Genomic DNA, 24,989 nt, shown 5'->3' on the forward strand with positions numbered 1-24,989 from the left:
CTGCGAGAGTGCTGACAGAGTTCTGGCGAGGCTGGCGGTCCGGGCTGCGGATTGCTAGCGTGTGCCCTATCATTTCTCCCTGTAAGGGACTGGTCCTGACCGTGCTTCAAAGACGTCATCTGCTTGCTACCCTGACCTCCGTTGCCGGTTCCGCCGCAGTGGGGCTTTCCTCTGCCAGAGCGCAGGCTGCCTCCCAGACACCAGCGCAGAGTTACGCCGCTTTTCTCGACAGTGTGAGGACGCAGGCTCTGGCACAGGGGATCGCGCCGTCGATCGTCTCACAGGCTCTCGCCCTGACCCGCACTCCCAATGCCTCCGTCCTCAAGCTGGACCGCCACCAGCCGGAGTTCACCCTGACCTGGGCGCAGTATCGCGATCGCGTTCTGCCGGAGTCGCGCTTTGCGAAGGGCCGGAGCGTCTATGCTGCCCAGCAGTCCGTGATGTCTCCCGTAAGCGCGCGCTTTGGATGCGATGACCGTGCCGTTATGGGAATCTGGGGGCTCGAGTCGGGTTTTGGCGCGCATGACGGGACATATTCCGTCATCGATGCACTCGCGACGCTGGCTTATGACGGACGACGCTCGGCATTTTTCCGTAACGAGCTCATGAAAGCGCTCCAGATCCTCAATGACGGCGATATCGCCCCTGCGGCCATGATCGGCAGCTATGCGGGAGCCATGGGGCAGGCGCAGTTCATGCCCAGCGCCTATCTGCGTTATGCGGCGGACGGGGACGGGGACGGCAAGCGCAATATCTGGACATCGGAAGCGGATGTGTTCGCGTCCATCGCCAATTATCTCGGAAAGTCCGGCTGGCAGGTCAATGAACCATGGGGTCAGGAAATCATCCTCACCAAAGCGCTCGACAAAAATGAAACCGGTCGGACCCGCCAGCGGACACTGGGGGAATGGATGGCGCTGGGCGTGCGCCGGGCAGACGGGACGGCATTCTCGCGCCGGGACGTGAAGGGCGCTGTCGTGCAGCCCGATGGTCCGGGAACGCAGGCTTTCATGGTCTATCACAACTTCAACGTGATCCGCCGGTATAACCCGTCGGATTATTATGCGCTGGGCGTCGGGCTTCTGGGGACTGGCATTGTTTCTGCGTAATTGCGGGGCCGTTCTGGCCCTTCTGCCGGTTCTGGGTGCGTGTCATCGCGACGAACCTGCGCCTGTTGCGCATCCGCATTACGAACTGGGTGCTGCGTGGCATGGCGCACAGGGATGGTTTTACCCAAGCGAGCAGTTTGATTATCGCATGACAGGTCTGGCGACGCGCCAGAAAGCGCCTGCTTCCGGCCTGAGCGCTGACGGGGAAATCTGGTCTGCGGAGAGCATGATGGGCGCGCATCAGACGCTCCAGCTCCCCGCGATCGTCAGCGTCCGCAATCTGCTGAACGGACGCATCGTTCGCATCCGCCTGACGGATCGTGGGCCAGAGGGGCAGGGGCGCATCATCGCACTCTCTCCGAAAGCGGCTGACCTGCTGGGTATGACCGCTGATACACCCGTTGAGGTGATTGAAGATGAAGTGGCCAGCCGCACACTGGCGGAAGGGCTGGGGGAAAGACCCGCTGCGCAAAGCATTTCTGCCGCACCGGTAGGCGAAGTGCGCGAAACATCGCTCAGTGATGGGTCTTCGCATGTCTATGGTAACGACTCGTCCGTGACGACAGCATCTGTAGCCGTTGGACCGCTCCCCGCGACATGGATGCAGGGCAGTCCGGGGCCATCAGGGCTGTATGTCTTGATGGGAATATTTTCCGGTCATGCGGCAGCGGCAGGTGTCGCCCTGCGCTGTAACGGTACGGTTCTGCACGCCTCCGAAGGTGCGGGACTGGAGTGGCGCGTTCTTGGTGGACCCTATGCCGACATCGCACAGGCCGATGCGGCACTGGACCACACCCGCCTGTGCGGGGTAGAGGGCGCGCGGATCATTGTGGAATGACGGCCCGTTGTCTGAAGGCCGTGGAACTGGGGACGAACGTGCGGACTAGACGCTCTCTTTTCGGTGGGGTGGCAGGCATTGCGGCCTGTGCTTCTTTTGCGGGACCCCTGAAGGCGTTTGCCCGCCCGCACCACCATGCGGCCCACGCCGCGAAAGCTGCTGCGGCTTCTGCGGTAGACGCGCCGGCTGGAACGCCCGCGAACACGCCGATCGGCCCGTTCGATACCGTGGCGCGCTGGGCCTATGTTGTCGATTACGACACGGGCGCCGTCCTGCTCGACAAGGCGTCTGACGAGCGTATGGCACCGTCTTCGCTGACGAAGATGATGACGGCCTATATCGTGTTCGGCATGCTGGCGACAGGGCGTCTCCGTCTGGAACAGAGCCTGCCGGTCAGCGAGAAAGCCTGGCGCACGCAGGGCTCCAAGATGTTCGTGCCGCTGGGCCAGAGCGTTCTGGTGTCCGACCTCATTCAGGGTATGCTGATCCAGTCCGGCAATGATGCCTGCATCGTACTCGCCGAAGGTATCGCCGGGTCCGAAGAACGCTTCGTCGCGATGATGAATGAGGAAGCGCCGAAGCTCGGCATGATGAACTCGCACTTCCTCAACGTAACGGGCCTTCCGGCGGACGGTCACTACATGACGGCCCGCGATGTCGCGACAGTGGCGTCGCATCTGATCCGCGATTTCCCGCAATATTACCATTATTTCGGTGAGCTTGAATTCACCTACAACCACATCCGTCAGGGCAACCGGAACGTGCTGGTTGACAAGGGCCTCGCTGACGGCCTGAAGACCGGTCATACCGATGCGGGCGGTTTTGGTCTCTGTGCCAGTTCCAAGCGCAACGGCAACCGCGTCATCGTCGTCATCAACGGTACGGCGTCGAGCAACGAGCGCGCCCATGAAGGCGAGCGTCTGATGTCTTGGGCGTTTGCGAATTTCGAGAACGCCACGCTGTTCCGTCGCGGGCAGGTCGTGGATTCCGCACCCGTGTGGATGGGCGAACACCGTCAGGTTCCGCTCGTCGCCGGTGCCGATATCGTCATGACGCTGCCCGTCGGCTGGCAGCAGCGTTCGCATATCGCTGTAGATTATGCCTCGCCGGTGATCGCCCCGGTGACGAAGGGGCAGGTTTGTGGCGCGCTCGTGATATCCGCCCCGAACATGGCCGATATCCGCGTCCCGCTTGAGGCTGGCGAATCGGTTGCGAAACTTGGACTGGTCGCCCGCGCCATGACGCGTCTGGGCCATGGCCCCGCGCAGTAAGGGCATGGCTGGAACAGGACTGTTCATCACACTCGAAGGCGGTGAGGGCGCGGGGAAATCCACGCAGGCCCGCCTTCTGGCCGAAGCCCTGCGCGCGGAGGGGCATACGGTTCTTCTGACGCGTGAGCCCGGTGGTACGCCGGGCGCGGAAGAAATCCGCAACCTGCTGCTGTTCGGCAAGGTTGATCTGTCCTGGCGGGCGGAAATCCTGATGCACATGGCGGCGCGTTCGGACCATCTGGACAACGCCATTCTCCCGGCTCTGGAGCGCGGGGAGATCGTGGTGTGTGACCGTTTCCATGATTCGACGCTAGCCTATCAGGGCCATGGCGTCGGGCAGGGCGTGCCCGAGATTCTGGCGTTCCTGAATGGTGCGCGCAAACTCGTGAATTTCGAGCCGGATCTGACGCTCATGCTGGAACTGCCTCGGGCCGAGGCGCTCGCACGTCTTCGTGCTCGGGGCGGGCAGACGGACCGTTACGAAGGTCAGGCGGAAGCGTTTCACGAGCGCGTTCTGGCCGGATTTGAAGCGATTGCCTCGGCTGATCCGGGGCGCGTGAAACGCGTGGACGCAGCCCAGACGCCGGAAGCCGTCAGTGCGGCGCTTATGCGGGCGGTGCAGGACCGCCTGATGGTTCAAGGCGTGTGAGCGATCCGCGTCACACTCTGGGTCTGTACGGTCACGGCGAGGCGGAAACGACGTTTCGGCAGGCTCTGGCCAGCGGCAAGCTCCATCATGCCTGGCTGATCTGCGGTCCGGCAGGGATTGGCAAGGCAACGCTGGCCTTCCGTCTGGCGCGACTGCTGCTGAATGCGGAAAATCCGGACTCGGCACCCGCGCGGCGCATCGCAGCCTCCACGCACGGGGACCTGCTGGAAATCTCGCGGGCCGTGGACGAGAAAAAAGGCCGTCTGCGAGGCGAAATCACGGCAGCAGATGTGCGCCCTGTGCAAACCTTCCTGCATCACACAGCGACCGAAGGCGGCTGGCGCGTGGTGATCGTGGACGGCGCGGAATATCTGAACCGGTTTGCAGCCAATGCCCTGCTCAAAATCCTTGAAGAACCGCCCCCGCGCTGCGTCCTGCTGCTGACAACGTCTGCTCCGGGTGCGCTCCTGCCCACGATCCGCAGCCGCTGCCGCATACTGACATTGTCTGCACTGTCCGACGCGGATATGCGCGCTGCACTGCCCGGCATCTCTGTCGATGTGCTGGCGCGCGCGCATGGATCACCGGGTCGTGCGCTCTTTCTCTCGCACGACCGGGACGGGGCGATTGCAGCATTTGTGGCGGAAATCCTCGGCGGACAGGTGCGTGCGTCGGCAACCATGGCCCTGAGCGAACGTATTGCAAAAGAAGCGGAAGGTTTCGCATTGCTCTGCGATTTGCTAGGCGAAGGACTGGCAGACCGTGCGCGCTTGGCAGCGCGACATGGGGATCTTGCAAAGGCCGATCTGGCGGCGCGGCAGTGTTCTGAACTGGACACGCTGAGGCGTCAGACCGAAGGCTTCAATCTGGACAAGGCCCAGGCCATCCGTCAGGCAGCGGAACTCGCTTCCGGCAGTTGAGATGGTCAGGGCGTTATGAAACGAGTGGACATGACGCGGCGCTTCACCATCACGACCCCGATCTTCTATGTGAACGGCGCTCCGCATATCGGGCATGCCTACACCTCCATCGCGGCCGACGTTCTGGCGCGCTTTCATCGCCTGAATGGCGAAGAGGTCCTGTTCGTCAGCGGGACGGACGAGCACGGCCAGAAGGTCGAGCAGACCGCTGTGGCCAAGGGCATGGACCCGCAGGCTTATGCCGACGAGGTGTCGGCCTCCTTCCGCCAGATGCAGAAGGACATGGCGATCTCGACCGACGAGTTCATCCGCACCACCGAGGAGCGCCACAAGGGTGCGGCCAAGGCGCTTTGGGAGAAGGTTGCGGCGAACGGGCATATCTATCTGGGCGCCTATGAAGGCTGGTACTCCACGCGCGATGAAGCCTTCATCGGCGAAGACGAACTGGTCAAGAAGCCCGATGGAACATTCGTGGCCCCCTCCGGTGCGCCGGTCGAGCGCGTCAAGGAGCCGTCCTATTTCTTCCGTCTGTCCGATTTTCAGGACCGCCTCCTGAAGCTGTATGAAGACAATCCCGACTTCATCGGTCCCGTCGGCCCGCGTCGTGAAATCGAAAGCTTCGTCCGTCAGGGTCTGCGCGATCTGTCCGTCAGCCGCACGAGCTTCAAATGGGGCGTTCCGGTCCCGAACGATCCGGATCATGTCATGTATGTCTGGTTCGATGCGCTGGCGAATTACCTGACGGCCGTGGGCTATCCCGATCTTGATGATCCCCGTGCGAAGTTCTGGCCTGCGGACATTCATGTCGTCGGCAAGGAAATCGCGCGCTTCCATTGCGTGTACTGGCCGGCGTTCCTGATGGCAGCTGGCATCGATCTGCCGAAAAGCGTCTTTGCCCATGGCTGGTGGACGGTCGAGGGCGAGAAGATGAGCAAGTCTCTCGGCAATGTCCTTGATCCGAAGGCTCTAGCCGACGAGTTCGGACTGGATGCGCTGCGCTTCTTCCTGATGCGTGAAGTGCCGTTCGGCGGCGATTCCAATTTCAGCCGCCGTTCTATGATCACGCGGACGAATGTCGAACTCGCCAACGATCTTGGCAATCTGTGCCAGCGCACACTGAGCCAGGTGGCTCGCAATCTGGGCGGCATCTTGCCCGAGCGTGGCACTCTGACCGAAGACGATCAGGCCATGCTGGCGATGGCAACGCTGTTGCCGACGATCATGTCCGAACAGATCGAGCGCAAGGCGATTACGGATGCGCTGGAGGAAGTCTGGAAGGTCATCCGCGCCGCCAACTCCTACATCGACCGTCAGGCCCCCTGGGCTCTGAAAAAGACCGATCCCGAGCGGATGGCGGATGTGCTGCGCGTCCTCGTGGACATGATCCGCGGCATTGCAACCATGCTGCAGCCCTTCATGCCGAACACAATGGACAAGATGCTCACGCAGCTTGGCGTGCAGGGTGACGAGCGGACATTCGCCGCTCTTGAGACGCTGCTCCCGGCTGGCCGCACACTTCCCAAGCCCGAAGGCCTGTTTCCGCGCTTCGTCGAGGAAGAGGCATGACGGGACTGATCGACACGCATTGTCATCTGGACAAGCTTGACGATCTCGCGCCTGCTTTCGAGCAGGCACGGGAAGCGGGTCTGTCCGGAATGATCACGATCGGGACGCGCTTTTCCAAAGCAGACACGCAGATTGCCCTAACCCAGCACGATACGCCGGATTTGCGGATCTGGTGTGCGATCGGCATCCATCCGGATTATGCGGGTGAGGAGCGTCTGCCCTCGGTTGAGGAGCTTATTGCCAAAACCGAAGCGCCTTGCGTCGTGGCAATCGGGGAGACCGGGCTGGATTATTTCCATAGCGGCGATGAGGCTAAACCTGCCCAGCATGCCGCCTTCCGCACCCATATCGCTGCTGCGCGCCAGACAGGGCTGCCGGTCGTCATCCATACCCGCAATGCCGATGACGACATGATCGCTATCCTGCACGAAGAGCATGCGAAGGGTGCGTTTCCGTTCCTGATTCACTGCTTCGCATCTGGTCCGAAACTGGCGGAAGCGGCTCTGGAACTGGGGGGCTATATCAGCTTTTCCGGCCTGCTGACCTTCCCGAAATGCGAGGAAATCCGTGAAGTCGCACGGATGGTCCCGGAAGATCGTCTTCTGGTTGAGACGGACAGCCCGTATCTTGCGCCCGTTCCGAAACGCGGAAAGCCCAACACGCCGGGTTATGTTGCGCATACGGCAGCACGTCTGGCAGAGGAACGTGGCGTTTCTCTAGCAGAAATCACCCGGATTACGACCGAAAATGCCCGCCGTCTGTTCACGAGGATCGCTGCATGAAGGTGACGATCCTGGGATGTGGCGGCTCCGCTGGCGTTCCCATGATCGGGGGCGAGGAGGGGTCACAGACGGGGATCTGGGGTGCCTGCGACCCCGCCGAGCCGCGCAACCGTCGCACCCGCTCCTCAATCGTGATCGAAGGCGAGGGCGGGTTTCGGCTTCTCGTGGACTCAGGGCCGGATTTTCGGGATCAGATGCTGAATTGTGGCCTGAGCCATGTTCATGCGGTCCTCTATACACATCCGCATAGCGATCACATCGGCGGTCTGGACGAATTGCGCGCCATCAACCGCGTGATCGGAACGCCGCTGCCATTGCTGGCGACACAGGATGTGCTCGAAGAGCTGCGCCTTCGCTATGCCTATGCATTCGCGCCTTGGAAGGGGCCAGACTTCTATCGGCCGGTCTTCGATGAACGGATTGTGCAGGCTGCAGAGACGGTTTCGTTTCCCGGACTTAACGCTCAGATTTTCGAACAGCGTCACGGGCGGATCACGTCTCTGGGCGTACGCTGCGGTAATTTTGCCTACAGCACGGATGTCGAAACGCTTTCGGACGAGGCCCTGTCGTTGCTCGAAGGGGTGCAGACCTGGATCGTGGACTGCTTCCAGTACGACCCGCACCTCGCCCATGCCTGGCTGGAACGCGTGCTGGAATGGCGCGAGCGGCTTGGGGTGAAGCACGTCATTTTGACCCATATGGGCCCGGACATGGACTATAAGACCTTGTGTAAAACACTGCCCGAGGGTGTTGAGCCTGCCTATGACGGAATGGTTCTCGAACTTCAGGCTTAATGGACCGGGCTGTCTGGCGAGAGAATACTCTGTCCTGTTGCGTGCGGGAGTGGTTCAGCTGGAGGAAGCGAGGGATTGAGCGGATATCGTTTTCCGTCAAACCTCATGCGGCTTAGGACGAGGGCAGGCCGCCCATCTGGCGACTGTCCAGAATAGGAAATTTCGAGATCGTGCCAGCCATGAGACAGAACGGGCAGGATACGAACCGGCAGATGAACCAGTGTCATGCGTGACAGAAGTTTCCATTTGCCTGCATGCCCTGTGAGAATGAAAAGTGTGCAGCCGCCGCTTGCTCCACACCATCTGTTGTCCCGGGAATAGACAAGATATTGCTGCGTCTGACCTGTTGCATCCAGCGCGACTTCTGCTCCCTGATAATGGGATAATCCGAGCTTCGTCTTTATGACGTCCTGTATGTCGAGGCGGGGTTGTGCTGCACCCCGTCGATGAAACACAAGCAGGGCGCACAAAAGGCAGACGAAAAATATTTTCATTTTTTGAAGGACCGGGCAGGGCGCATCGCTCGGTCCTTCAAGATCAGAACGTCATCATCGCACCGGCCGACATCGTATGGTCGCTCTCATGTGCGATGCCGTGGGCGTCCGATTCCGTATGGGCATATTCGCCCACAAGCGTGAACCAGTCCGTCAGGTTGTAATAGACTGCTCCGACTTCCGACTGGTTGCGGCGGACCATGGACGGATTGTCTTCACCGGGGGCCTGATAGAGATTGCTGACGCCATAGCTGCCGACAACCTTGAGCTTCGGCAGGATCTTATAGGCCGCCTGAACGTAGTAGCCTTCCGAATCACGCTTGCGTCCCTGTGCTGAGACACCGTCGAAGAAAAGGCCCGTCGTGCCGAGACCGCTGCCATAGTAATAATATGCCACGCCTTCAAACGGACCGCGCGAAAGTTTGACGCCCACGTCTCCGGCCTCGACCGTCGTGCCCTTGCGGCTGTTGCTGCCAAGGGTTGCACTGGTCAGGTTCTGCTGGTGCTGAACGAGGAAGCTAGTCCAGAAGCGTGTTGTAAATCCGGCGATATTGCCGTCATAGGTAACTTTGCCCTGAAGCATGGGCGAACTGTGCTGAGTCGTCGTCGCGGAAAGACCGCCGCCTGCGAAGTTATATTCGTCAAGCGGTGTCATGACGCCGACGGAAGCCTGAAAGCCTTTCCATTTCGGTGAGATATAGGTGATCTGCGGAAGCCAGTCAGTATAGACGTAACCGACGCCAATGCGGCCGAGAGACGTATTGGCCGGGTTGGCGTTGCTGCCGGTGCTGCCAACGCTGAGAAGCGTGGCGTCGTTCAGGATGGCATCGGACGCAAACAGCGCAATATCACGACCCAGCTTGACCGTACCGAGTTCGTCGGTTCCCGCAGTCATGAAAACCTGACGGAAATCGAGGCCGGCGGTTCCAAGGCCCACCGGGCTGCCACCGGAATTGGCGTTGAAAGTGCTGGGGTCGTTGTTGTTGATGCCGGGATACATGCCGAACACGGCGCCCAGCTTGATGCCTTCCTGTACCGTGTTCAGCTTCAGGATCAGACCACCCGGCAGAAGGCCGTTACGGACGGAAGATGAGTCGAACCCGCTGCTACCGGTGGAAACGCCGCCCGCGACGGGGCGCCCGCCGCTGGGACTGTTATAGGTATAATAGGCGTTGACGAAGCCGGAAATGTTGATGTCGATCTGGCCTGCCTGGATCGTAACGCCTTTGCCCGCAACATAGGGCTTCACGCGGACGATACTGTCCGGATTATACGTCCTGCGTGCTTCCATCAGGGAATTGCGAGCGTCCTGTGCGCTGGCCGAGGCTTCCATGGCGGCACGGCGCGCTGCGGAGACTGCGGCAATTGTCGTCACGTCAGGTGGAGTATCAAGGCTGCTGCCTTCGTTCTGGGGTCCATAGCGCATGTAACGGTTGCGATGGCGTGCGGGTGCCGGGGATGCTCCGTCGTCGTCACGTTGCAGCGAGGGGTGCGCGTGATGCTGGTGATGTGACAGCAGTACGTTGTATTCCGAACGGCTCAGGCTGCCCTTGGCGCGAAGGATGTCGAGCAGTTCCGTATAATCATCAGCCCGTGCGATGGTCGGGAGGGCGGAGAGAACAGCAACGCAGAATGTGCTTCCCAGAAGACTCAGGCGGCACAGGGACATAGATGACATATAAACAGCCGCTCCCGCGGATATACCGGTGATCGAGTATGTGCTCTCACCGGCAGAAATGGACTACACCGCTTTTCCTAGCGCGAATTGAGACATTCTTCGCAACAATAGGATGTGTTCTCACAAAAAAGTCAGAAATTTAGAGTTCCCAGATATATAAGTTGGCATAATATATCTTATACGACATATATGTGTTGCAGATCCCGCCTCTGATTCATGTTGGATTTCAAGTCTTTCAGCTTGTGCCCAGCGCATTGAACCCATCGGATTTCAAAATTTATCCCTATGGCAAAATGCCACAGAACACTATTGCCCCAGATTTTTGGCGCCTTTGAAGCGGATTTTTGAGATGCAGATCGCGTTCTTAGTGATTGATCTGACGCCAATGGCAAATTGCCATAAATATGTTTGTGGCAATTTGCCATGGGAAATTCCGGTCTGAAAATCTAATGGCAAAATGCCATTGCAACTAGATGGTGGCATTTTGCCATAGGTATCTCTCCTCTTTACCTCCGCGGGTTTCTGCCGTTACGCAGGATCTTCCTCCCCTGCATCACTGAGGCTGCATGACCGAGATCCTTCCTGCTTCCCCCGTCATCGAACCGTTTGCTCCCTCAAGACAACGTGAACTCTGGGGGCATCCCATCGGGTTGTGGGTTCTGACGCTGACGGAGGGCTGGGTCGGATTTTCGCTTTATGGCATGCAGGCCATCCTTGCGCTTTATCTCACGGATCATCTGCTTCACCCCGACCATTCCGGACATGTATTTGGTCTGGCGCCGCTTGAGGCGTTTGTCTCGGCTTTATATGCGCCAGTCGGGCCGAGAGCTCTGGCGGGAGCCATTACAGGGCTTTTTCTGGCCTTGATCTATGCCACTCCCCTCATCGGCGGTTTTCTGGCGGACCGTGTCCTTGGTCAGACACGCACAATTCTCTTTGGAGCGATTCTGATGACGGTGGGCCATTTCCTGCTGTCATTCGACTGGAGTTTCGTGCTGGCACTGGGTTTTCTGCTCGCAGGTCTTGGCATGGCAGGAGGATTGCGGGCGCAGGTTGGCGCGCTTTATGCCCTGGGCGACCGGAGACGTTCGGACGCCTATCAGATCTATATGATGGGACTTCAGGTTGCCGTCATCGTGTCGCCGATATTATGTGCAAGCCTGGCGCAGATCGAATGGCACTGGGGTTTTTTGGCCGCGGGCGTTGGTATGCTGATCGGGCTCGTCGTCTATCTTTTCGGGCGCCGCTGGCTTCCTGCCTCTGACCTTACCGTCCATCTGAAGCCTCATGATGCGAACATTTCAAAACGCACACGCCCTGCCCTGACGTCACAGGAAAAAAAGACGGTCTGGCTGCTTTTGGCGCTTGTGCCGGTCATGGCAGTTGGAGCTGTCCCGAACTCCGAAATTTTCGACGGTTATCTGCTCTGGGGACGCGAGCATTTCCAGCTTCGTCTTTTGGGGCACGAAATGCCGGTGAGCGATCTGATTTCTCTGGATGGTTTCATCAGCACTCTGTGTGCTGTGGCTGTTCTGTGGTTCTGGAAAGCCTATTCCCAACGGCGGGAGGATCTTTCCGAAATTACGAAAGTCGCACTGGGTACTTTTATCGGGGCGTTCGGCCCGCTTATTCTGGCTTTGGGATCATGGATCAGCCCGGGCCCGCATGAAGTCAGCCTGCTTTGGGGGCTGGCCTTTCACATCATTAATGATATCGGCTTTTCGATGAGTTATGCGATCGGAATGGCCCTTTTTTCCCGGGCTGCTCCCGTGAGCGTCAACACCATTCTCGTGGCCTGCTTTTCGCTGCATCTGTTTCTCTCCAATCTTCTGATTGGAAAACTCGCAACACTTCTGGGTCGTATTTCCGACGTCTCGTTCTGGCTGCTGCACTCGGGAGCCGCTCTGCTGGCGGCGGTCATTCTTGGGTTCTGCGCGCTCCGGTTCCGCGATCTGCTGGCTCCCGAAAAAGAGACCCCGCCCCCGGCTCTTTAAGGCGGCGAAACCAGATGGCGCATCTCTGCGGCAGAGGCCGTTGAAATCGCGTCTCCGTCCAGCGTGCGGACTGTGACAGGCATCAGAAGTCCGTCCGCTCTTTTCTTGCTGCGCTGGATAATAAGGCGCTGAACGATGGGATAATCCCGGATCAGCTTTTCGAAAACCGGTCGCGGAATGGCCAGTAGATGGCTGAACTGAAGGGAACGGACTGTGCCGGGCATGGCCTCGTTGCGGATGACGGAGGCGGCTCCGATCAGATCTCCACTACCGAACAGGATCTCCTGCTCGGCCAGATTGACTTCAGCCAGCCCCGCGACCTGAGCATAGACCACACGAACGCGCTGGCCCCGTTTGAACAGCACTTCTCCGGGTGAGACGAAGTGCATCGAAACCTTGGAGGACAGCTTTTGCAGCACACTGTCCGGAACGCCATTGAATGCCGGAAAAGCCCGAAGGCGCTGTTCGATGCCGCTTTTCAGATTAAAACGTAGCGGCGCATCAAGCCGTGCCCGCTGGCGTTCGATCTCACGATGCAGTTCGCGATGAAGCTCTTCGGAAATCAGGCTGTCGGCTTCAAGAGCATCATATTCTTCATCTTCGAGACGTAGGGCGATTTGCCGCAGGATGCGGCTTTCCAGAGCTTCGGAATAGCCGGAATAATGCAGGCGGAGTGTCTCAAGCGCATCATCCAGCAGTTTGCGCTGACGGCCGAGCACTTCAGCCACGATTTCCGTAATACGTGGACCGAGTGTGGGTTCCATACGCTGGCGAACGAAGCGCTGAAGCGAAAGCGAGACGAGATGCGCAATGATGAGCATCTCGAACCGCTCCATCATGCAGTTCGTCAGGGGTTCGTCGATATGCAGACGACTATGCAGTTCCTGCGCGATTCGAAAGCGCAATGAAGGCTGAAGACGCCGCTTGAGCGCGCGCACATAGCCGTAACGCCCTTCCAGTCTGGCACCATCCGCCATGGATTCCGCTGTTCTCAGCAATGTTTCCATCACACGGCGAGACAGACCCTGAATCCGGAACAGGTCCAACAGCAGGGAACGTTCCTGATTGGCGATGGTAATCAGGGCGATGTTGACGCGGTTACGGTCACTCAGGGCGGATTCAAAATTATTGGCCGCCCTCTCCTTCTCGGCGCGACGTTCAAGACGGCTGATAACACCAGCGCGCGTCTGCTCGCTAAAGCCGAGTTCTTCAGACAGCTCCCGCGTCCGTTCGGCGACCTCACCCAGACCAATTCCCACGATCTGCTGGCGAATAGCCTGATCGATGGGGGAAAGCTGATCCAGTTTAAAGAACAAAACCAAGGCCCGCAGGGTCGTACCGTTGATCAGAAGCGTAATGAGAACGAAGCCCGTGGCGATGATACCGACGAAATGGGCCACAGGGCTGGAAACGCTCTGGTTCTCCGTCACGGCCAGGGCAAGAGCAAGCGTGATGGCGCCGCGAATGCCACCCCAGGCCATCGTGGCCTTGAAGGGATTTGGAACCGGCGGCGACAGCTTCGTAATTGCCAGTAGGGGCAACATACCAAAAATCACAGCCGAGCGCGCGATCAGACCAGCCACACTCGCAATCAGGATCAGCACGAAATCCCATTTCGTCATACCGATCAGCAGACGTGGAACCAGCATGGCCGCCAGAAGAAAGACGAGCGAACCAGCCCAGAAAACGAGCTGTTCCCACATCTCGTTCAGAAAACGCCAGACCTGTGGACGGAAGGTGGACGGCCCGTAAGCGGACACTGTCAGACCTGCCGCGGCCGTTGCCACAACCCCCGAAAAGCCGAGCATTTCATCGCACAGGATATAGACGGCATAAGGAAGCGCCAGCGTCAGCGTGACTTCCGAAGCCGCCGACCCGCCCAGTCCTGCAATCAGCAGCAATGTCAGGCGCGCCAGACAGACACCCACCACAATAGCCCCGATAAAGGCCGTCATAAAGTCCATCAGGGCTTCGGTTGGATGGATTTGGTGATGGGAGGTGACGGCGGCGAGCAGGATCGAGAAGATCGAAATGGCCGCAGCATCGTTCAGGAGCGCCTCTCCCTCGACGAGGCGTGTCAGGCGGGATGCCGCGCCGATTTCGCGGAAAATTCCGGCCACGGCGGACGGATCGGTCGTGGCGACGATGGAGCCCAGAAGCAGGCAGACAACAAGGCTCTGTTTGGCAAAAGGATAAAGCGCAAAGCCGATCGTAGCCGTGGACACAATCACCGCCACAACAGCCAGCAGTAGGACAGTCGCCGTTTCATGGGCCAGACGGCGCACATCGATGGCCATTGCACCCTGGAAAACCAGAATGGGCAGGAAAATCAGCAGGAACGCTTCGCTGTTGACCGGAAAATAGATCAATGCTTCCGCTGCGCCGTCCAGAAGATCGGTCGCAGAGGATCGCACGATCAGAGACGCAACCAGACCCAGCCCGATCCCCGTCAGAGCCAGCAGAACGGCCTCTGAAATTTCAAGACGCTTCGCGAGGGGCTGAATGATGCTGACAAGCGTGAGCAGGAATGCAAGCGCTAGGAGTACGGCTGCCAGTCCTGTCACCATCATCGTTGTCTCGGCTCTTTCATCAGATCGTCCGCAGACGAGGTGACGTGTTTCAAGTTGAGGCGGCTTCTTCTGAGACGGCGTCAAGCCAGCGCCGGACCTGCCCTTCCGGGTCTGAATGGCCGATGAAATCGCTCATCACAGCCACCGTATCCGCTCCGGCTTCAAGGCACTCCGTCAGCCGTGGCACCGTGAGGCCTCCGATCGCTACCAGCGGCACATCTCCGCACAGCTCCCGCCATTCCGCCAGTTGCTTCAGGCCCCTACCCGTCAGCTTCACGCCTCGAAGCTCCGTAGACCAGACAGGACCAAAGGAAATGTAATCAGGCTTGCAGGCCAGAGCTGTTTCCAGTTCCTGACGGGTATGGGTTGAGATACCAAATCTGATACCTGCGGTCCGGATCGCCTCCAGGTCAGCGGTTTCCAGATCTTCCGGTCCAAGATGCAGCCACTCATAACCCAGTTCGATGGCAGTCTGCCAGTAGCGGTTTAACGCGAGAGACACATTGAAACGTGCCGCAAGTTCCTGAGCCAGCAAAGCCTGCGCCCGAACGTCCTCTTCGGACAGATCCCGGAGATAGAGTTCGATGAATCGCAGTCCGGCTCCGCCAAGCCGTTCCACCCAGCGGGGCTGGTCGACAACGGCATAGATCTGGGACGGAAGGGAAGACATGACATTCATACTCCACAGGGCCTGCAGGCAAGGACGAGCCTTTTGAGATCGAGCAACACTGTTACAGTTCAGGCTCTACGCGTCCAGAGGTGCGACATCGTTATCAACGTCCTGTTTTCACAAGCGTTCCTGCAAAATGGAAATCAGTGTTTCTGCAGGATGAGATGGACGGATTCCGGCCATGCGCTCGGTCTGACAGCGGCACGAAAATCCTGTGGCGAGAACCGGTGTCTCAACTTTCCTGGCCCAGTTCTGCTCGAACATTTCTCGCGACATTCCGGCATGTTCCTTCTGATGCCCAAACAGCCCGGCCATGCCACAACAGCCTGCTTTCCCCGCCTCCACCGGCACACCATAATGCTGGAGGACAAAAGCCCAGTCTCCGGCACTTTCCGGTCGGGCGGCCTGTTCCATGCAATGCGAAATCACGGTCATTCGGGGCCTGTCGCGACTAGCCGGAAGCGGTTGCACGGCTCCCTGCCCGATCTGTTGCCGTAGAAAAACCTCCAGCGGAAGAACTGCTGGTATCGGGCTGTTTCCTGCCACTTCCCGGTATTCCTGCGTGAACATGAGACCAGTTGCTGCATCCAACGACACGACAGGAATATCGAACTCCGCCAATGCCCTCAATTTCTTCAGGGTCGCGCGCGCCGTCACGCCAAAGCCTTTGCGAAACCCCAGAACATGACGCGCTTTGCCATTGTCCCAGACAGGCGTGACTTTCGCATCGAACCCAAGCTGCGTCAGGAGAGCATGAACCTTCTCAACAAGCCCCCCATCAAAGCTGCCGGTGAAGGAATCCTGCATCACGATTACAGCGCGCGGATTGCTCCGGTTGCGTTGCAGCCACGACCGGTTGACCTGACTGCCCGCCTTCAGCCGCGCCGGTCGCAGATGCGGAAGATCCACCAGCCCCAGACGGGACAGAACGGCTTGTGATGCGGGGTTGTGCATCAGGAAGTTGGCGAGGTTGGGAGTTGTGCGTCCTGCGGCCAGAAGCGGCTCCAGCCAGTACACAATATAATCCCTGACGGGTCTGCGGTTCTCACGAAAATAGGTTGAAAGAAACTTGGAACGCATGGACGGAATATCCACGCGGATCGGACATTGCGTGGCGCAGGCTTTGCACGACAGGCAGGTGTCCAGCGAGGCCTTAAGCTCTTCTGTCAAGGCAGGAAGCATCCCTCGATCAGGAGCATCTTCCGGTAATGAGCGCAGTCTGCCCCAGCTTCGAAGCAGCAGGGCGCGGCCTTTCGGAGACTGCGAGCGGTCTTTCGTGATCTTGTAAGACGGGCACATGGCCATGTCCGGCTCGCGGTTGAAACAGGCACCATTGCCGTTGCAGCTTACGGACAGGCCGTAAGATTCACGCAGCGAAGGTGTGATCTCCTCGTCAAACCCGCCTTTAAAAGGGATGCCATCAATCCGGTCGACTGGATAACCCGCTCCACCTGGAGCCAGCTTGCCGCGATTAAAAATATCTTTGGGATCAAAGACATCCTTGATGCGGCACAGTTCTGCAAAAAGAGTTTCGCCGAAAAATAGCGGCGAAAATTCCCCGCGGAACCCCCGACCGTGTTCCCCCCAGAGCAGACCGCCATATCGTTTCGTCAACTCAGCCACGGCATCAGAAATTGGCCGGATCAGAGCCCGGTCTTCAGCTATCAGCATGTCCAGAAAAGGCCGGACATGCAGGCATCCGACGTCTGCATGCCCGAACATGCCGTAAGACAGGCCATACCCATCCAGAATGTCGCGGAACTCGCTGACATATTCGGGCAGAACCTCGGGGGGGACTGCTGTATCCTCGACGAAAGGAACACCCTGTCTGTGACCGTCCGGACGCCCGAGCAGACCCACAGATTTTTCCCGGAGGGTCCAGAGGTTCGCAATAATTTCCGGATCAGAAACTGCTTTATGGTCAATGGGTTTGTGAGGAGAGCTTTCAAGAAGTCCAACAGCATGAGCCATCTGCTCTTTCAGGACTTCCAGATCGTCTCCCACGAATTCGACGAAGCTCATCCCCTTGACCGGAAGAGCTGACGTATTGCCCAGAACGCGTTCAAGGGCGTGCCATGTCACGTCCTGCTGGGCCTTGGCGAGAACACGGTCATCCAGCACTTCAACGGCGGAGGGGTTGGCAGGCAAAAGAGTCTGGACGTCCCGTAGGGTCTCATTGAAGCTGGCATAGCGGACGACGATAAGCTGACGGTATTTCGGCAGTCGTCTGACGCGCAGAACGACTTTCTTGGTCAGGGCAAGCGTGCCTTCCGATCCCGCCAGCAGTCGTGCGAGATGAAAGCTCCCGTCTTCGAGCAGGATGTTCTGAAGATTGTATCCGGTCAGACCTCGGTTCATGTCCGGGAAAACACGCTGGATCTCTTCCGCACGCTCCGTGACGACCCGATGGACTTCACGATAAGCCCGGACGGCAAGCCCGGTTCCGGTCATTGCGCCTTGCAGCTTGTCAGCAGTCAGCTGACCAACCGCAAGATCGCTTCCATCCGCAAGAACGACATCCATCGCCTCGATATAGTCGGACGTCCTGCCATAAATCCGTGAGCCTTTGCCGGAAGCATCCGTCGCAATCATGCCGCCAATCGTCGCGCGCGTAGCGGTTGAGACGGTTGGCGGAAAGAAAAAACCATGGGGCTTCAGAAAGGCGTTGAGCCGCGCCAGAATAACGCCCGGCTCAACGGTGACCGTGCCTGCTTCGGCATCGAAATCGAGGATCCGGTCCAGATGACGTGAGACGTCAACCACGACGCCATCGGTCAGGGACTGGCCGTTGGTGCCAGTGCCGCCGCCCCGGATTGCGAGCGTCAGATCCCCGTCGGAAGCCGCTTTCACGGCCCGGTTGAGGTCTTCTCCGGTGCGCGGGTGAATGACCGCAGCCGGGAGACGCTGATAAATGCTGTTATCGGTGGAAGAAATCAGCCGCGAGGAAACTCGCAGGTCGATATCGCCTTCAAAGCCCTGCTCGTTCAGCCTTCTGACGAAAGCTTCACGCAGGACGATGTCGGGGGCGCTGGGGGAAAGGCCTGAATTTCCGGCTGGCGTTCCGGATATTGCGTCTCCACCCATCTTTACGTCCCTTTTAGTGTTTCATGGTCCATACCGTTATAATGAATGAAAAATAAGCTCTCCGAATAGGAAAATTCTTCACTCGACCGTTACGGATTTCGCAAGATTGCGCGGCTGATCCACGTCCGTGCCTTTCAGAAGCGCGACTTCATAGGCCAGCATCTGAACGGGAATGGCATACAGGATCGGTGCGACGAAAGCGTCCACATCAGGCATGATGACGATCTGTTCCGCCACACCTTCAAGGCGCTTGGCGCCTGCCGCATCGGTGAAGACAAGAATGCGCCCACCCCGTGCTTTCGCCTCCTGAAGATTAGACAGCGTTTTGTCGAACAGGATTGTGGACGGGGCGATTGCGACGACCGGAACGGTCTGGTCGATCAGACTGATCGGACCGTGTTTCAGTTCACCCGCAGCATAAGCTTCGGCGTGGATGTAACTGATTTCTTTTAATTTTAAGGCCCCTTCAAAGGCAATCGGCGTACAAATCCCGCGTCCCAGATACAGGACATCACGCGCCTGCGCGACAAGGGCGGCCATAGCCTGAATGTCCTTGGTGCGGGTGAATACTTCTGCGGCCCTCGACGGCAGATCCAGCAGGCTCGCCGTCAGACGTTCTTCGCGGGCCCGATCCATCGTCCCACGCGCACGGGCGAATTCGATCGCTAGGGCTGCCAGAACGGAAAGCTGCGCGGTGAAGGCTTTGGTCGAAGCAACGGAAATTTCCGGTCCTGCATCCATGCCCAGTACGAGATCGCTTTCCCGCCCGATTGTGGAGTGTTCGACATTCAGAACCGAGACAATGCTCTGACCGGCCTTTTTGAGGCTGCGCAGAACACCAAGCGTATCCGCGGTCTCGCCGGACTGTGAAATCAGCAGCGCCACGCCTTTGTCCGGCTGGGGCGGTTCGCGGTACCGCATTTCGGACGCAACATCGATTTCCACCGGAATGCGCGCAAGGGATTCCAGCCAGTACCGGCCAACCATCCCGGCATAATAGGCGGAGCCGCAGGCGGTGATGGTAATGCGCGGAACCTGTGCCGGATCGAACGGCATCGACGGCAACGTAATGCGCTTTGAGGCCGGGTCCGTAATCCGTTTCAGCGTCTGCCCGATGGCGACCGGATGTTCATGGAGTTCCTTCTCCATGTAGTGCCGGTAACCATCCTTGCCGACCTGCCCTGCCATGAAAGTGAGGTCCTGAACCGGACGGCTGACTTCAGAGCCCGTCATGTCGAAAATTCTGACGCTATCGGTTGTGAGCTCACACCAGTCGCCGTCTTCGAGATAGGTCATTTTCCGGGCCATGGGGGCCAGGGCAATGCTGTCCGAGCCCAGAAACATTTCGCCGTCACCGTAGCCGACAGCCAGCGGTGCGCCATGACGGGCGCCAATCAGCAGACCTTCATGATCCTTGAAGATCATGGCGATGGCATAGGCCCCTTCCAGTCGCTTGATACCCGCAAACGCGGCTTCCCGGGGCGGCAGTCCCTGCTTCAGATAGTCATCGACCAGATGCGCGACGGTTTCGGAATCCGTTTCAGTCCGAAACACACATCCTTTCGCTTCCAGTTCTTCCTTAAGGGCCGCGAAGTTCTCGATAATGCCGTTATGAACGATTGCCACACGCCCGGCTTCATGGGGGTGGGCGTTGTTTTCGGTGGGAGCGCCATGCGTCGCCCAACGGGTATGACCGATGGCCGTGGTGCCGTGCAGCGGATGCTCTTTGAGAACGCGCTCCAGATTATCGAGCTTACCCGCAGCGCGGCGGCGTTCGATGTCGCCCGACGCCGTCAGGGTCGCGATTCCGGCAGAATCATATCCGCGATACTCAAGGCGTCGTAGAGCCTCGAAAGCGATCGGGCTGGCAGGTTTGTGTCCGACAATACCGCAGATACCGCACATCAGCCCTGTTCCTTCCGAGCTTTGAGAGACTGTTTGATCTGAAGGCCGCGTCCGGCTTTCAGGGTTTGGCGCGTCCGGCCCAAAGCCAGATCACCAGTGGGCACATCATCGGTAATCACACTTCCTGCGGCCACGAGTGCATCGTCACCGATGGTTACGGGAGCCACGAGAATGGCGTCCGAACCGACGAAAACCCGTTCCCCGATGATGGTTCGATGTTTGAAAACGCCATCGTAATTGCAGGTAATTGTCCCCGCCCCGACATTGGTGCCGCGTCCGACCGAAGCATCGCCCAGATAGGTCAGATGGTTGGCCTTTGCGCCCTCGCCCAGCTCCACGTTCTTGAGCTCGACGAAATTGCCGACATGCGTCTGCGCGGCACAGACCGTTCCGGGACGGAGCCGGGCGTAAGGACCGATCAGCGCAGCTTCTCCAACTTCGCAGCCCTCAAGGTGAGAATAAGCGCGAATAAGCGCGCCTGAACGGACCGTTACACCCGGCCCGAAAAAGACATTCGGCTCGACCGTCACGTCAGATTCAAGAACGGTGTCCGTGCTGAAAAAGACGGTTTCCGGCGCAACCAATGTCACTCCAGCATCCATTGCTGCATTTCGCAGTCGCGTCTGAAGGGTTGCTTCGGCGCGTGCGAGTTCAGAGCGGGAATTGACGCCAGCCAGTTCTTCTTCAGGCGCTTCCACACAAATAACCGAACCGGCTTTAGCGGCCATTTCAACGATATCCGTCAGATAATATTCGCCCTGAGCGTTGTCGTTACGAACATTCTCCAGCCAGTTTCGGAAATCCTCTGCGCCGGCACACATGACTCCAGCATTGCAAAGGGTGATGCTGCGCTCGTCTTCGGTTGCGTCCTTGAACTCGACGATTTTCACGACCTTGCCGTGGTCTTCGACAATCCTGCCATAACGTCCCGGAACGGCTGGACGCATTCCCAGAAGCGCCAGACTGGCACCCTCTCTACGGGCCGCAAGCAGGCGTTCCATGGTCTCGGCGGTAATCAGCGGATTATCAGCATAAAGAACAGCAATATCCCCATCCCCGAACAGGTCCCGCGCTGCATTGGCTGCGTGCGCCGTGCCGAGCCGTTCGACCTGCGTGACGGTTCTGAACGGACGGACAGCCTCTTCGAGTTCCGGCATATCCGGCCCCGTGACGACGACCACATCATCGAAGACCTGCCGGGCAGTTGTGATGAGGTGATTGATCATGGGCTGGTTGCCCAGACGATGCAGCGCCTTTGGCAGGCGGGATTTCATGCGTGTGCCGAGGCCCGCAGCGAGAATGATGGCAGTGGTGCGATGGGTTGTTTCGGTCATGTCCTGCCCGGGGTATCCAAACCACGGGTCCGCGTCAAACGAAGCCCGCAGACTGTGTCATCACTTCGAATTGCCGATTATTGCAATTCGTTCGAGTGCTCGCTCACGGAGCCACGGCATGCTGCATGACGACCATGACATGACCGAGTTTGGGATGATTGAACTCGATCCGCACGGGAACCAGTCCCAGACCGCTGATCTTTAAAAACCATACTGCGCCGGGTTGTGGGGCGGCCAGTTTGGCCCGGTTCGGAGAGTCCTTGATGAACCCTGCGATCTGACGACCAATGAAATCGCATCGCATGGCCTGCCCCGAATAGGCTTCATCCTGACCTTGGGGAATATCCACCATGACAGGGCCATGCACCACCATCTGTGTCAGCCGAAGTCCGTCGAAAATGACCTGAGATCCGTCACATTTTCCTGTCGTCGCAAGGGAATGCAGCAGATGCGCCATTCCGCTCAGCGTGTCGACCGTATGAGGCAGCAAGTCGGCTGGAATGGGTTCGCGGTCGGTTTCTGGCGGCTGGAGATCCACCACCTTTGGGGTGTCGTTCGAAAACTCCAGTCGAACGTGCCTGTTTTTGCCGCGTGAAACGCCGCCGCTGTCAAACAGCACCGGCTGCACATTGCCGTCTGGAGTGAACTGCCCCTGAACATGCGACGTCACGTCCATCGTGACGAACCAGCTGATCAGGCCCGCGGGCTTGATCTGGGTACTGCCACCATACCCCCAGGGCTGAATCTGGTAGGACGTCCTGGCGTTCAGGACGTGAAAGCCCTTGATATAGACAGCATAGGCCGCGTTGATCTGGGGCTCAGCTCTGGCCGAACCACAGATCAGCCCCGCCGTTAAAACGAGCCTGGCTGCGGCTGCAAAAGCCTTAAACGTCAAGATTGGCGACCTTCAGAGCATTCCCGACAATGAAGTCCCTGCGTGGCTCCACAACGTCGCCCATCAGCGTGGAGAACACCTGACCGGCATCTTCGACATCCCCGATCTTGACCTGCAACAGAGTCCGGGTCGAAGGATCAAGCGTCGTGTGCCAAAGCTGTTCGTCATTCATTTCGCCCAGCCCCTTGAAGCGGTTGATGGTCAGTCCGCGGCGTCCCTGAAGCAGAATGCGCTCCATAATGGCGGCCGGACCGAACAGTTCATAGGACGTCGGATCGAGCGTCAGGGTGACGGGTTTTGCAAAGTCACGGGCCAGACGCTCCCACTCCGAAACCAGCCAGCGTGCTTCTACGGAACGCAGGAGCGAAGGCTCAATGCGATAGACTTCACCCACGCCACGAACGGAGCGCGCGCATTCCAGACCGGTTTCCGAAATGGAGACCTTCCAGCCACGCTCGTTGGCAAGCGAGGCGCCATCAAGCCGCTGCTGGAATTCGGTCATGCGCGAGGTTGCAACAGCGATGTTGCTGTCCAGAACGCCCGAAATGGCCGCCTGCTCCATCACCCAGACCGGCACTTTGGACGCAATGCTCTGAAGGCGACGGGCGGCCGCTGACATGAAGGTAATTTCTTCTGCCAGAGCCTCGCCTGTCAGTTCCCGACCATCAGCAAAGCGGAGGGTTGCATTCGCTAGCGCCTTGTCCAGCAGGTACTGCTCAAGAGCGGCATCATCCTTGAGATAACGCTCTTCTTGTCCACGCTTGGCGCGATAGAGCGGCGGCTGGGCAATGTAGAGATAGCCCTGCTCGATCAGTTCCGGCATCTGGCGGAAGAAGAACGTGAGCAGCAGCGTACGGATGTGGGAGCCGTCCACGTCGGCATCTGTCATAATGACGATCTTGTGGTAGCGCAGCTTTTCCGCCGAAAAACCACCCTGATCGACTTCGCCGCGGCCAATCCCGGTGCCAAGAGCAGTAATCAGCGTGCCGATTTCCGCCGATCCCAGCATTCTGTCAAAACGTGCGCGTTCAACGTTCAGGATCTTGCCACGCAGCGGGAGAATGGCCTGAAAGCGACGGTCCCGTCCCTGTTTGGCCGTGCCGCCTGCGGAATCACCCTCAACGATAAAGATTTCAGCCTTGGACGCATCACGTTCCTGGCAGTCTGCAAGCTTGCCCGGAAGCGACGACACATCCAGCACGCCTTTGCGACGCGTCAGTTCACGCGCACGACGGGCGGCCTCACGGGCGCTGGCGGCATCGATGATCTTGGCGACGATCGCCTTGGCTTCCTTGGGATGGGTCTCGAACCAATGGGAGATCGCATCGGATGCGGCGGCATGCACGACGGGCTGGACTTCGGACGAGACCAGCTTGTCCTTCGTCTGGGACGAGAACTTCGGATCCGGCACCTTGACGGACAGCACGGCCGTCATGCCTTCACGCATGTCTTCGCCCGTCAGCGAGCCTGCTTCACGCTTGGCCACGCCTTCGGCATACTTGCCGACAACGCGGGTCAGAGCCTGACGGAAGCCGGCCAGATGCGTGCCGCCATCGCGTTGGGGGATGTTGTTCGTGAAGCACAACATCGTCTCGTGATAGCTGTCGTTCCAGGTCAGCGCGAATTCGACACGAATGCCGCTTTCCGGATTGTCGATCTCACCCACGATCGGCGGTGTGACGATGGAAGTTTTTGAAGAATCAAGCCATTCCGCGAAAGCGCTCAGACCGCCTTCATAGTGGAAACGCAGTTCTTTCGGCTCCGCATGACGCTCATCACGCAGGACGATCAGCATTCCCGAGTTCAGAAACGCCAGCTCGCGCACACGGCGCTCAAGAATGGAGAGTTCGAAATCGACCTTCGTAAAGGTCTGCTTGCTGGGCTTGAATGTAACCAGAGTGCCACGGTCTTCCGTGGACGGCCCGATGACGTGCAGGGCTTCATCTCGTTCGCCATGCTGGAACCGGATCTTGTGCTCCAGACCATTGCGCCAGATGAGCACCTCCATCCATTCGGACAGCGCGTTCACCACGGCCGCACCCACGCCGTGCAGACCGCCTGAAACCTTGTAGGAATTCTGGTTGAATTTGCCGCCCGCGTGCAGTTTGGTCAGAACGACCTCAGCCGCGCTGATGCCCTCTTCAGGATGCAGATCTGTTGGGATGCCGCGACCGTTGTCGCGGACCGAAACAGAACCATCCCCGTTCAGGGTCAGGATGCAGTATGTCGCGTGCCCGGCCTGCGCTTCATCGACGGCATTGTCGATGATTTCGAAAACCATGTGGTGCAGGCCCGAGCCGTCGTCCGTGTCACCGATATACATGCCCGGACGTTTGCGGACGGCATCCAGCCCTTTGAGTACCGAAATGGACGACGCGCCGTAATCTTCACCGTCTGCGCCTGGGATCTCGGGCTGGTTCTGGGTCTCTGACATGC

At 58.8% G+C, this 24,989-nt stretch carries 18 protein-coding genes; 9 read left to right on the top strand and 9 right to left on the bottom strand.

Going from position 1 to position 24,989, the window contains the following annotated elements; translation table 11 throughout:
- The first annotated feature begins 101 nt into the window (after nt 1–101).
- Genes JK176_RS03250 through JK176_RS03285 form a run of 8 tightly spaced genes read left to right on the top strand, consistent with a single transcriptional unit; the run spans nt 102 to nt 7,929 of the window.
- Nucleotides 102–1,109, top strand: coding sequence for a lytic murein transglycosylase (locus tag JK176_RS03250; RefSeq protein ID WP_211586359.1), 1,008 nt, complete (start codon nt 102–104; stop codon nt 1,107–1,109).
- Nucleotides 1,063–1,947 (top strand): septal ring lytic transglycosylase RlpA family protein, encoded by an 885-nt coding sequence (locus JK176_RS03255; RefSeq protein WP_249194144.1) that lies wholly within the window; start codon nt 1,063–1,065, stop codon nt 1,945–1,947. Before JK176_RS03250 ends, JK176_RS03255 begins: the two co-directional genes overlap by 47 nt.
- Nucleotides 1,944–3,218: a D-alanyl-D-alanine carboxypeptidase family protein gene (locus JK176_RS03260; protein WP_211586360.1), complete on the top strand. Its 1,275-nt coding sequence runs from the start codon at nt 1,944–1,946 to the stop codon at nt 3,216–3,218. Before JK176_RS03255 ends, JK176_RS03260 begins: the two co-directional genes overlap by 4 nt.
- A gap of 4 nt (nt 3,219–3,222) precedes the next feature.
- On the top strand, nt 3,223–3,867 hold the full coding sequence (gene tmk, locus JK176_RS03265) for a dTMP kinase (RefSeq protein WP_211586407.1): 645 nt from the start codon (nt 3,223–3,225) through the stop codon (nt 3,865–3,867).
- Nucleotides 3,864–4,787 carry a DNA polymerase III subunit delta' gene (locus tag JK176_RS03270; protein ID WP_211586361.1) on the top strand — a complete coding sequence of 308 codons (924 nt, stop codon included), beginning with the start codon at nt 3,864–3,866 and terminating at the stop codon, nt 4,785–4,787. Before tmk ends, JK176_RS03270 begins: the two co-directional genes overlap by 4 nt.
- 30 nt (nt 4,788–4,817) lie before the next feature.
- Nucleotides 4,818–6,353 (top strand): methionine--tRNA ligase, encoded by a 1,536-nt coding sequence (gene metG, locus JK176_RS03275; protein WP_211586362.1) that lies wholly within the window; start codon nt 4,818–4,820, stop codon nt 6,351–6,353.
- Nucleotides 6,350–7,135: a TatD family hydrolase gene (locus tag JK176_RS03280; protein ID WP_211586364.1), complete on the top strand. Its 786-nt coding sequence runs from the start codon at nt 6,350–6,352 to the stop codon at nt 7,133–7,135. Before metG ends, JK176_RS03280 begins: the two co-directional genes overlap by 4 nt.
- The gene (locus JK176_RS03285) at nt 7,132–7,929 is read left to right on the top strand and encodes an MBL fold metallo-hydrolase (protein WP_211586366.1); all 798 of its coding nucleotides are present in this window, start codon (nt 7,132–7,134) and stop codon (nt 7,927–7,929) included. Before JK176_RS03280 ends, JK176_RS03285 begins: the two co-directional genes overlap by 4 nt.
- Here the strand turns inward: JK176_RS03285 and JK176_RS03290 are convergent.
- Nucleotides 7,926–8,156 (bottom strand): hypothetical protein, encoded by a 231-nt coding sequence (locus tag JK176_RS03290; RefSeq protein ID WP_211586368.1) that lies wholly within the window; start codon nt 8,154–8,156, stop codon nt 7,926–7,928. The two genes, JK176_RS03285 and JK176_RS03290, sit on opposite strands and share 4 nt — an antisense overlap.
- Before the next feature lie 310 nt (nt 8,157–8,466).
- Nucleotides 8,467–10,092: a porin gene (locus JK176_RS03295; RefSeq protein WP_211574732.1), complete on the bottom strand. Its 1,626-nt coding sequence runs from the start codon at nt 10,090–10,092 to the stop codon at nt 8,467–8,469.
- Between the two features lie 575 nt (nt 10,093–10,667).
- On the opposite strand from JK176_RS03295, the gene JK176_RS03300 reads away from it, so the two are divergent.
- Nucleotides 10,668–12,095: a peptide MFS transporter gene (locus JK176_RS03300; RefSeq protein WP_211586370.1), complete on the top strand. Its 1,428-nt coding sequence runs from the start codon at nt 10,668–10,670 to the stop codon at nt 12,093–12,095.
- On the opposite strand, the gene JK176_RS03305 is transcribed toward JK176_RS03300, so the two are convergent.
- The 7 genes from JK176_RS03305 to gyrB form a co-directional block, all read right to left on the bottom strand.
- Nucleotides 12,092–14,665 (bottom strand): cation:proton antiporter, encoded by a 2,574-nt coding sequence (locus tag JK176_RS03305; protein WP_211562845.1) that lies wholly within the window; start codon nt 14,663–14,665, stop codon nt 12,092–12,094. The genes JK176_RS03300 and JK176_RS03305 overlap by 4 nt on opposite strands.
- 49 nt (nt 14,666–14,714) lie before the next feature.
- Nucleotides 14,715–15,335, bottom strand: coding sequence for a thiamine phosphate synthase (locus JK176_RS03310; RefSeq protein ID WP_211586372.1), 621 nt, complete (start codon nt 15,333–15,335; stop codon nt 14,715–14,717).
- A 117-nt stretch (nt 15,336–15,452) separates the two neighbouring features.
- Entirely contained in the window at nt 15,453–18,419 is a 2,967-nt protein-coding gene (locus JK176_RS03315) for an FAD-binding and (Fe-S)-binding domain-containing protein (protein ID WP_211586374.1), read from the bottom strand.
- Between the two features lie 78 nt (nt 18,420–18,497).
- Nucleotides 18,498–20,324, bottom strand: a complete 1,827-nt coding sequence (gene glmS, locus JK176_RS03320; protein ID WP_211586375.1) for a glutamine--fructose-6-phosphate transaminase (isomerizing) — start codon at nt 20,322–20,324, stop codon at nt 18,498–18,500.
- A complete protein-coding gene (gene glmU, locus JK176_RS03325) occupies nt 20,324–21,658 on the bottom strand; it encodes a bifunctional UDP-N-acetylglucosamine diphosphorylase/glucosamine-1-phosphate N-acetyltransferase GlmU (protein WP_211586376.1) in 1,335 nt (444 codons plus the stop codon). Before glmU ends, glmS begins: the two co-directional genes overlap by 1 nt.
- Before the next feature lie 103 nt (nt 21,659–21,761).
- The gene (locus JK176_RS03330; protein WP_249194145.1) at nt 21,762–22,553 is read right to left on the bottom strand and encodes a DUF3108 domain-containing protein; all 792 of its coding nucleotides are present in this window, start codon (nt 22,551–22,553) and stop codon (nt 21,762–21,764) included.
- Nucleotides 22,543–24,987 (bottom strand): DNA topoisomerase (ATP-hydrolyzing) subunit B, encoded by a 2,445-nt coding sequence (gene gyrB, locus JK176_RS03335; RefSeq protein ID WP_194262023.1) that lies wholly within the window; start codon nt 24,985–24,987, stop codon nt 22,543–22,545. Before gyrB ends, JK176_RS03330 begins: the two co-directional genes overlap by 11 nt.
- Between the last annotated feature and the right edge of the window lie 2 nt (nt 24,988–24,989).

This window comes from Gluconobacter sp. Dm-73 (assembly GCF_018256215.1).
GTDB lineage: Bacteria > Pseudomonadota > Alphaproteobacteria > Acetobacterales > Acetobacteraceae > Gluconobacter > Gluconobacter cadivus.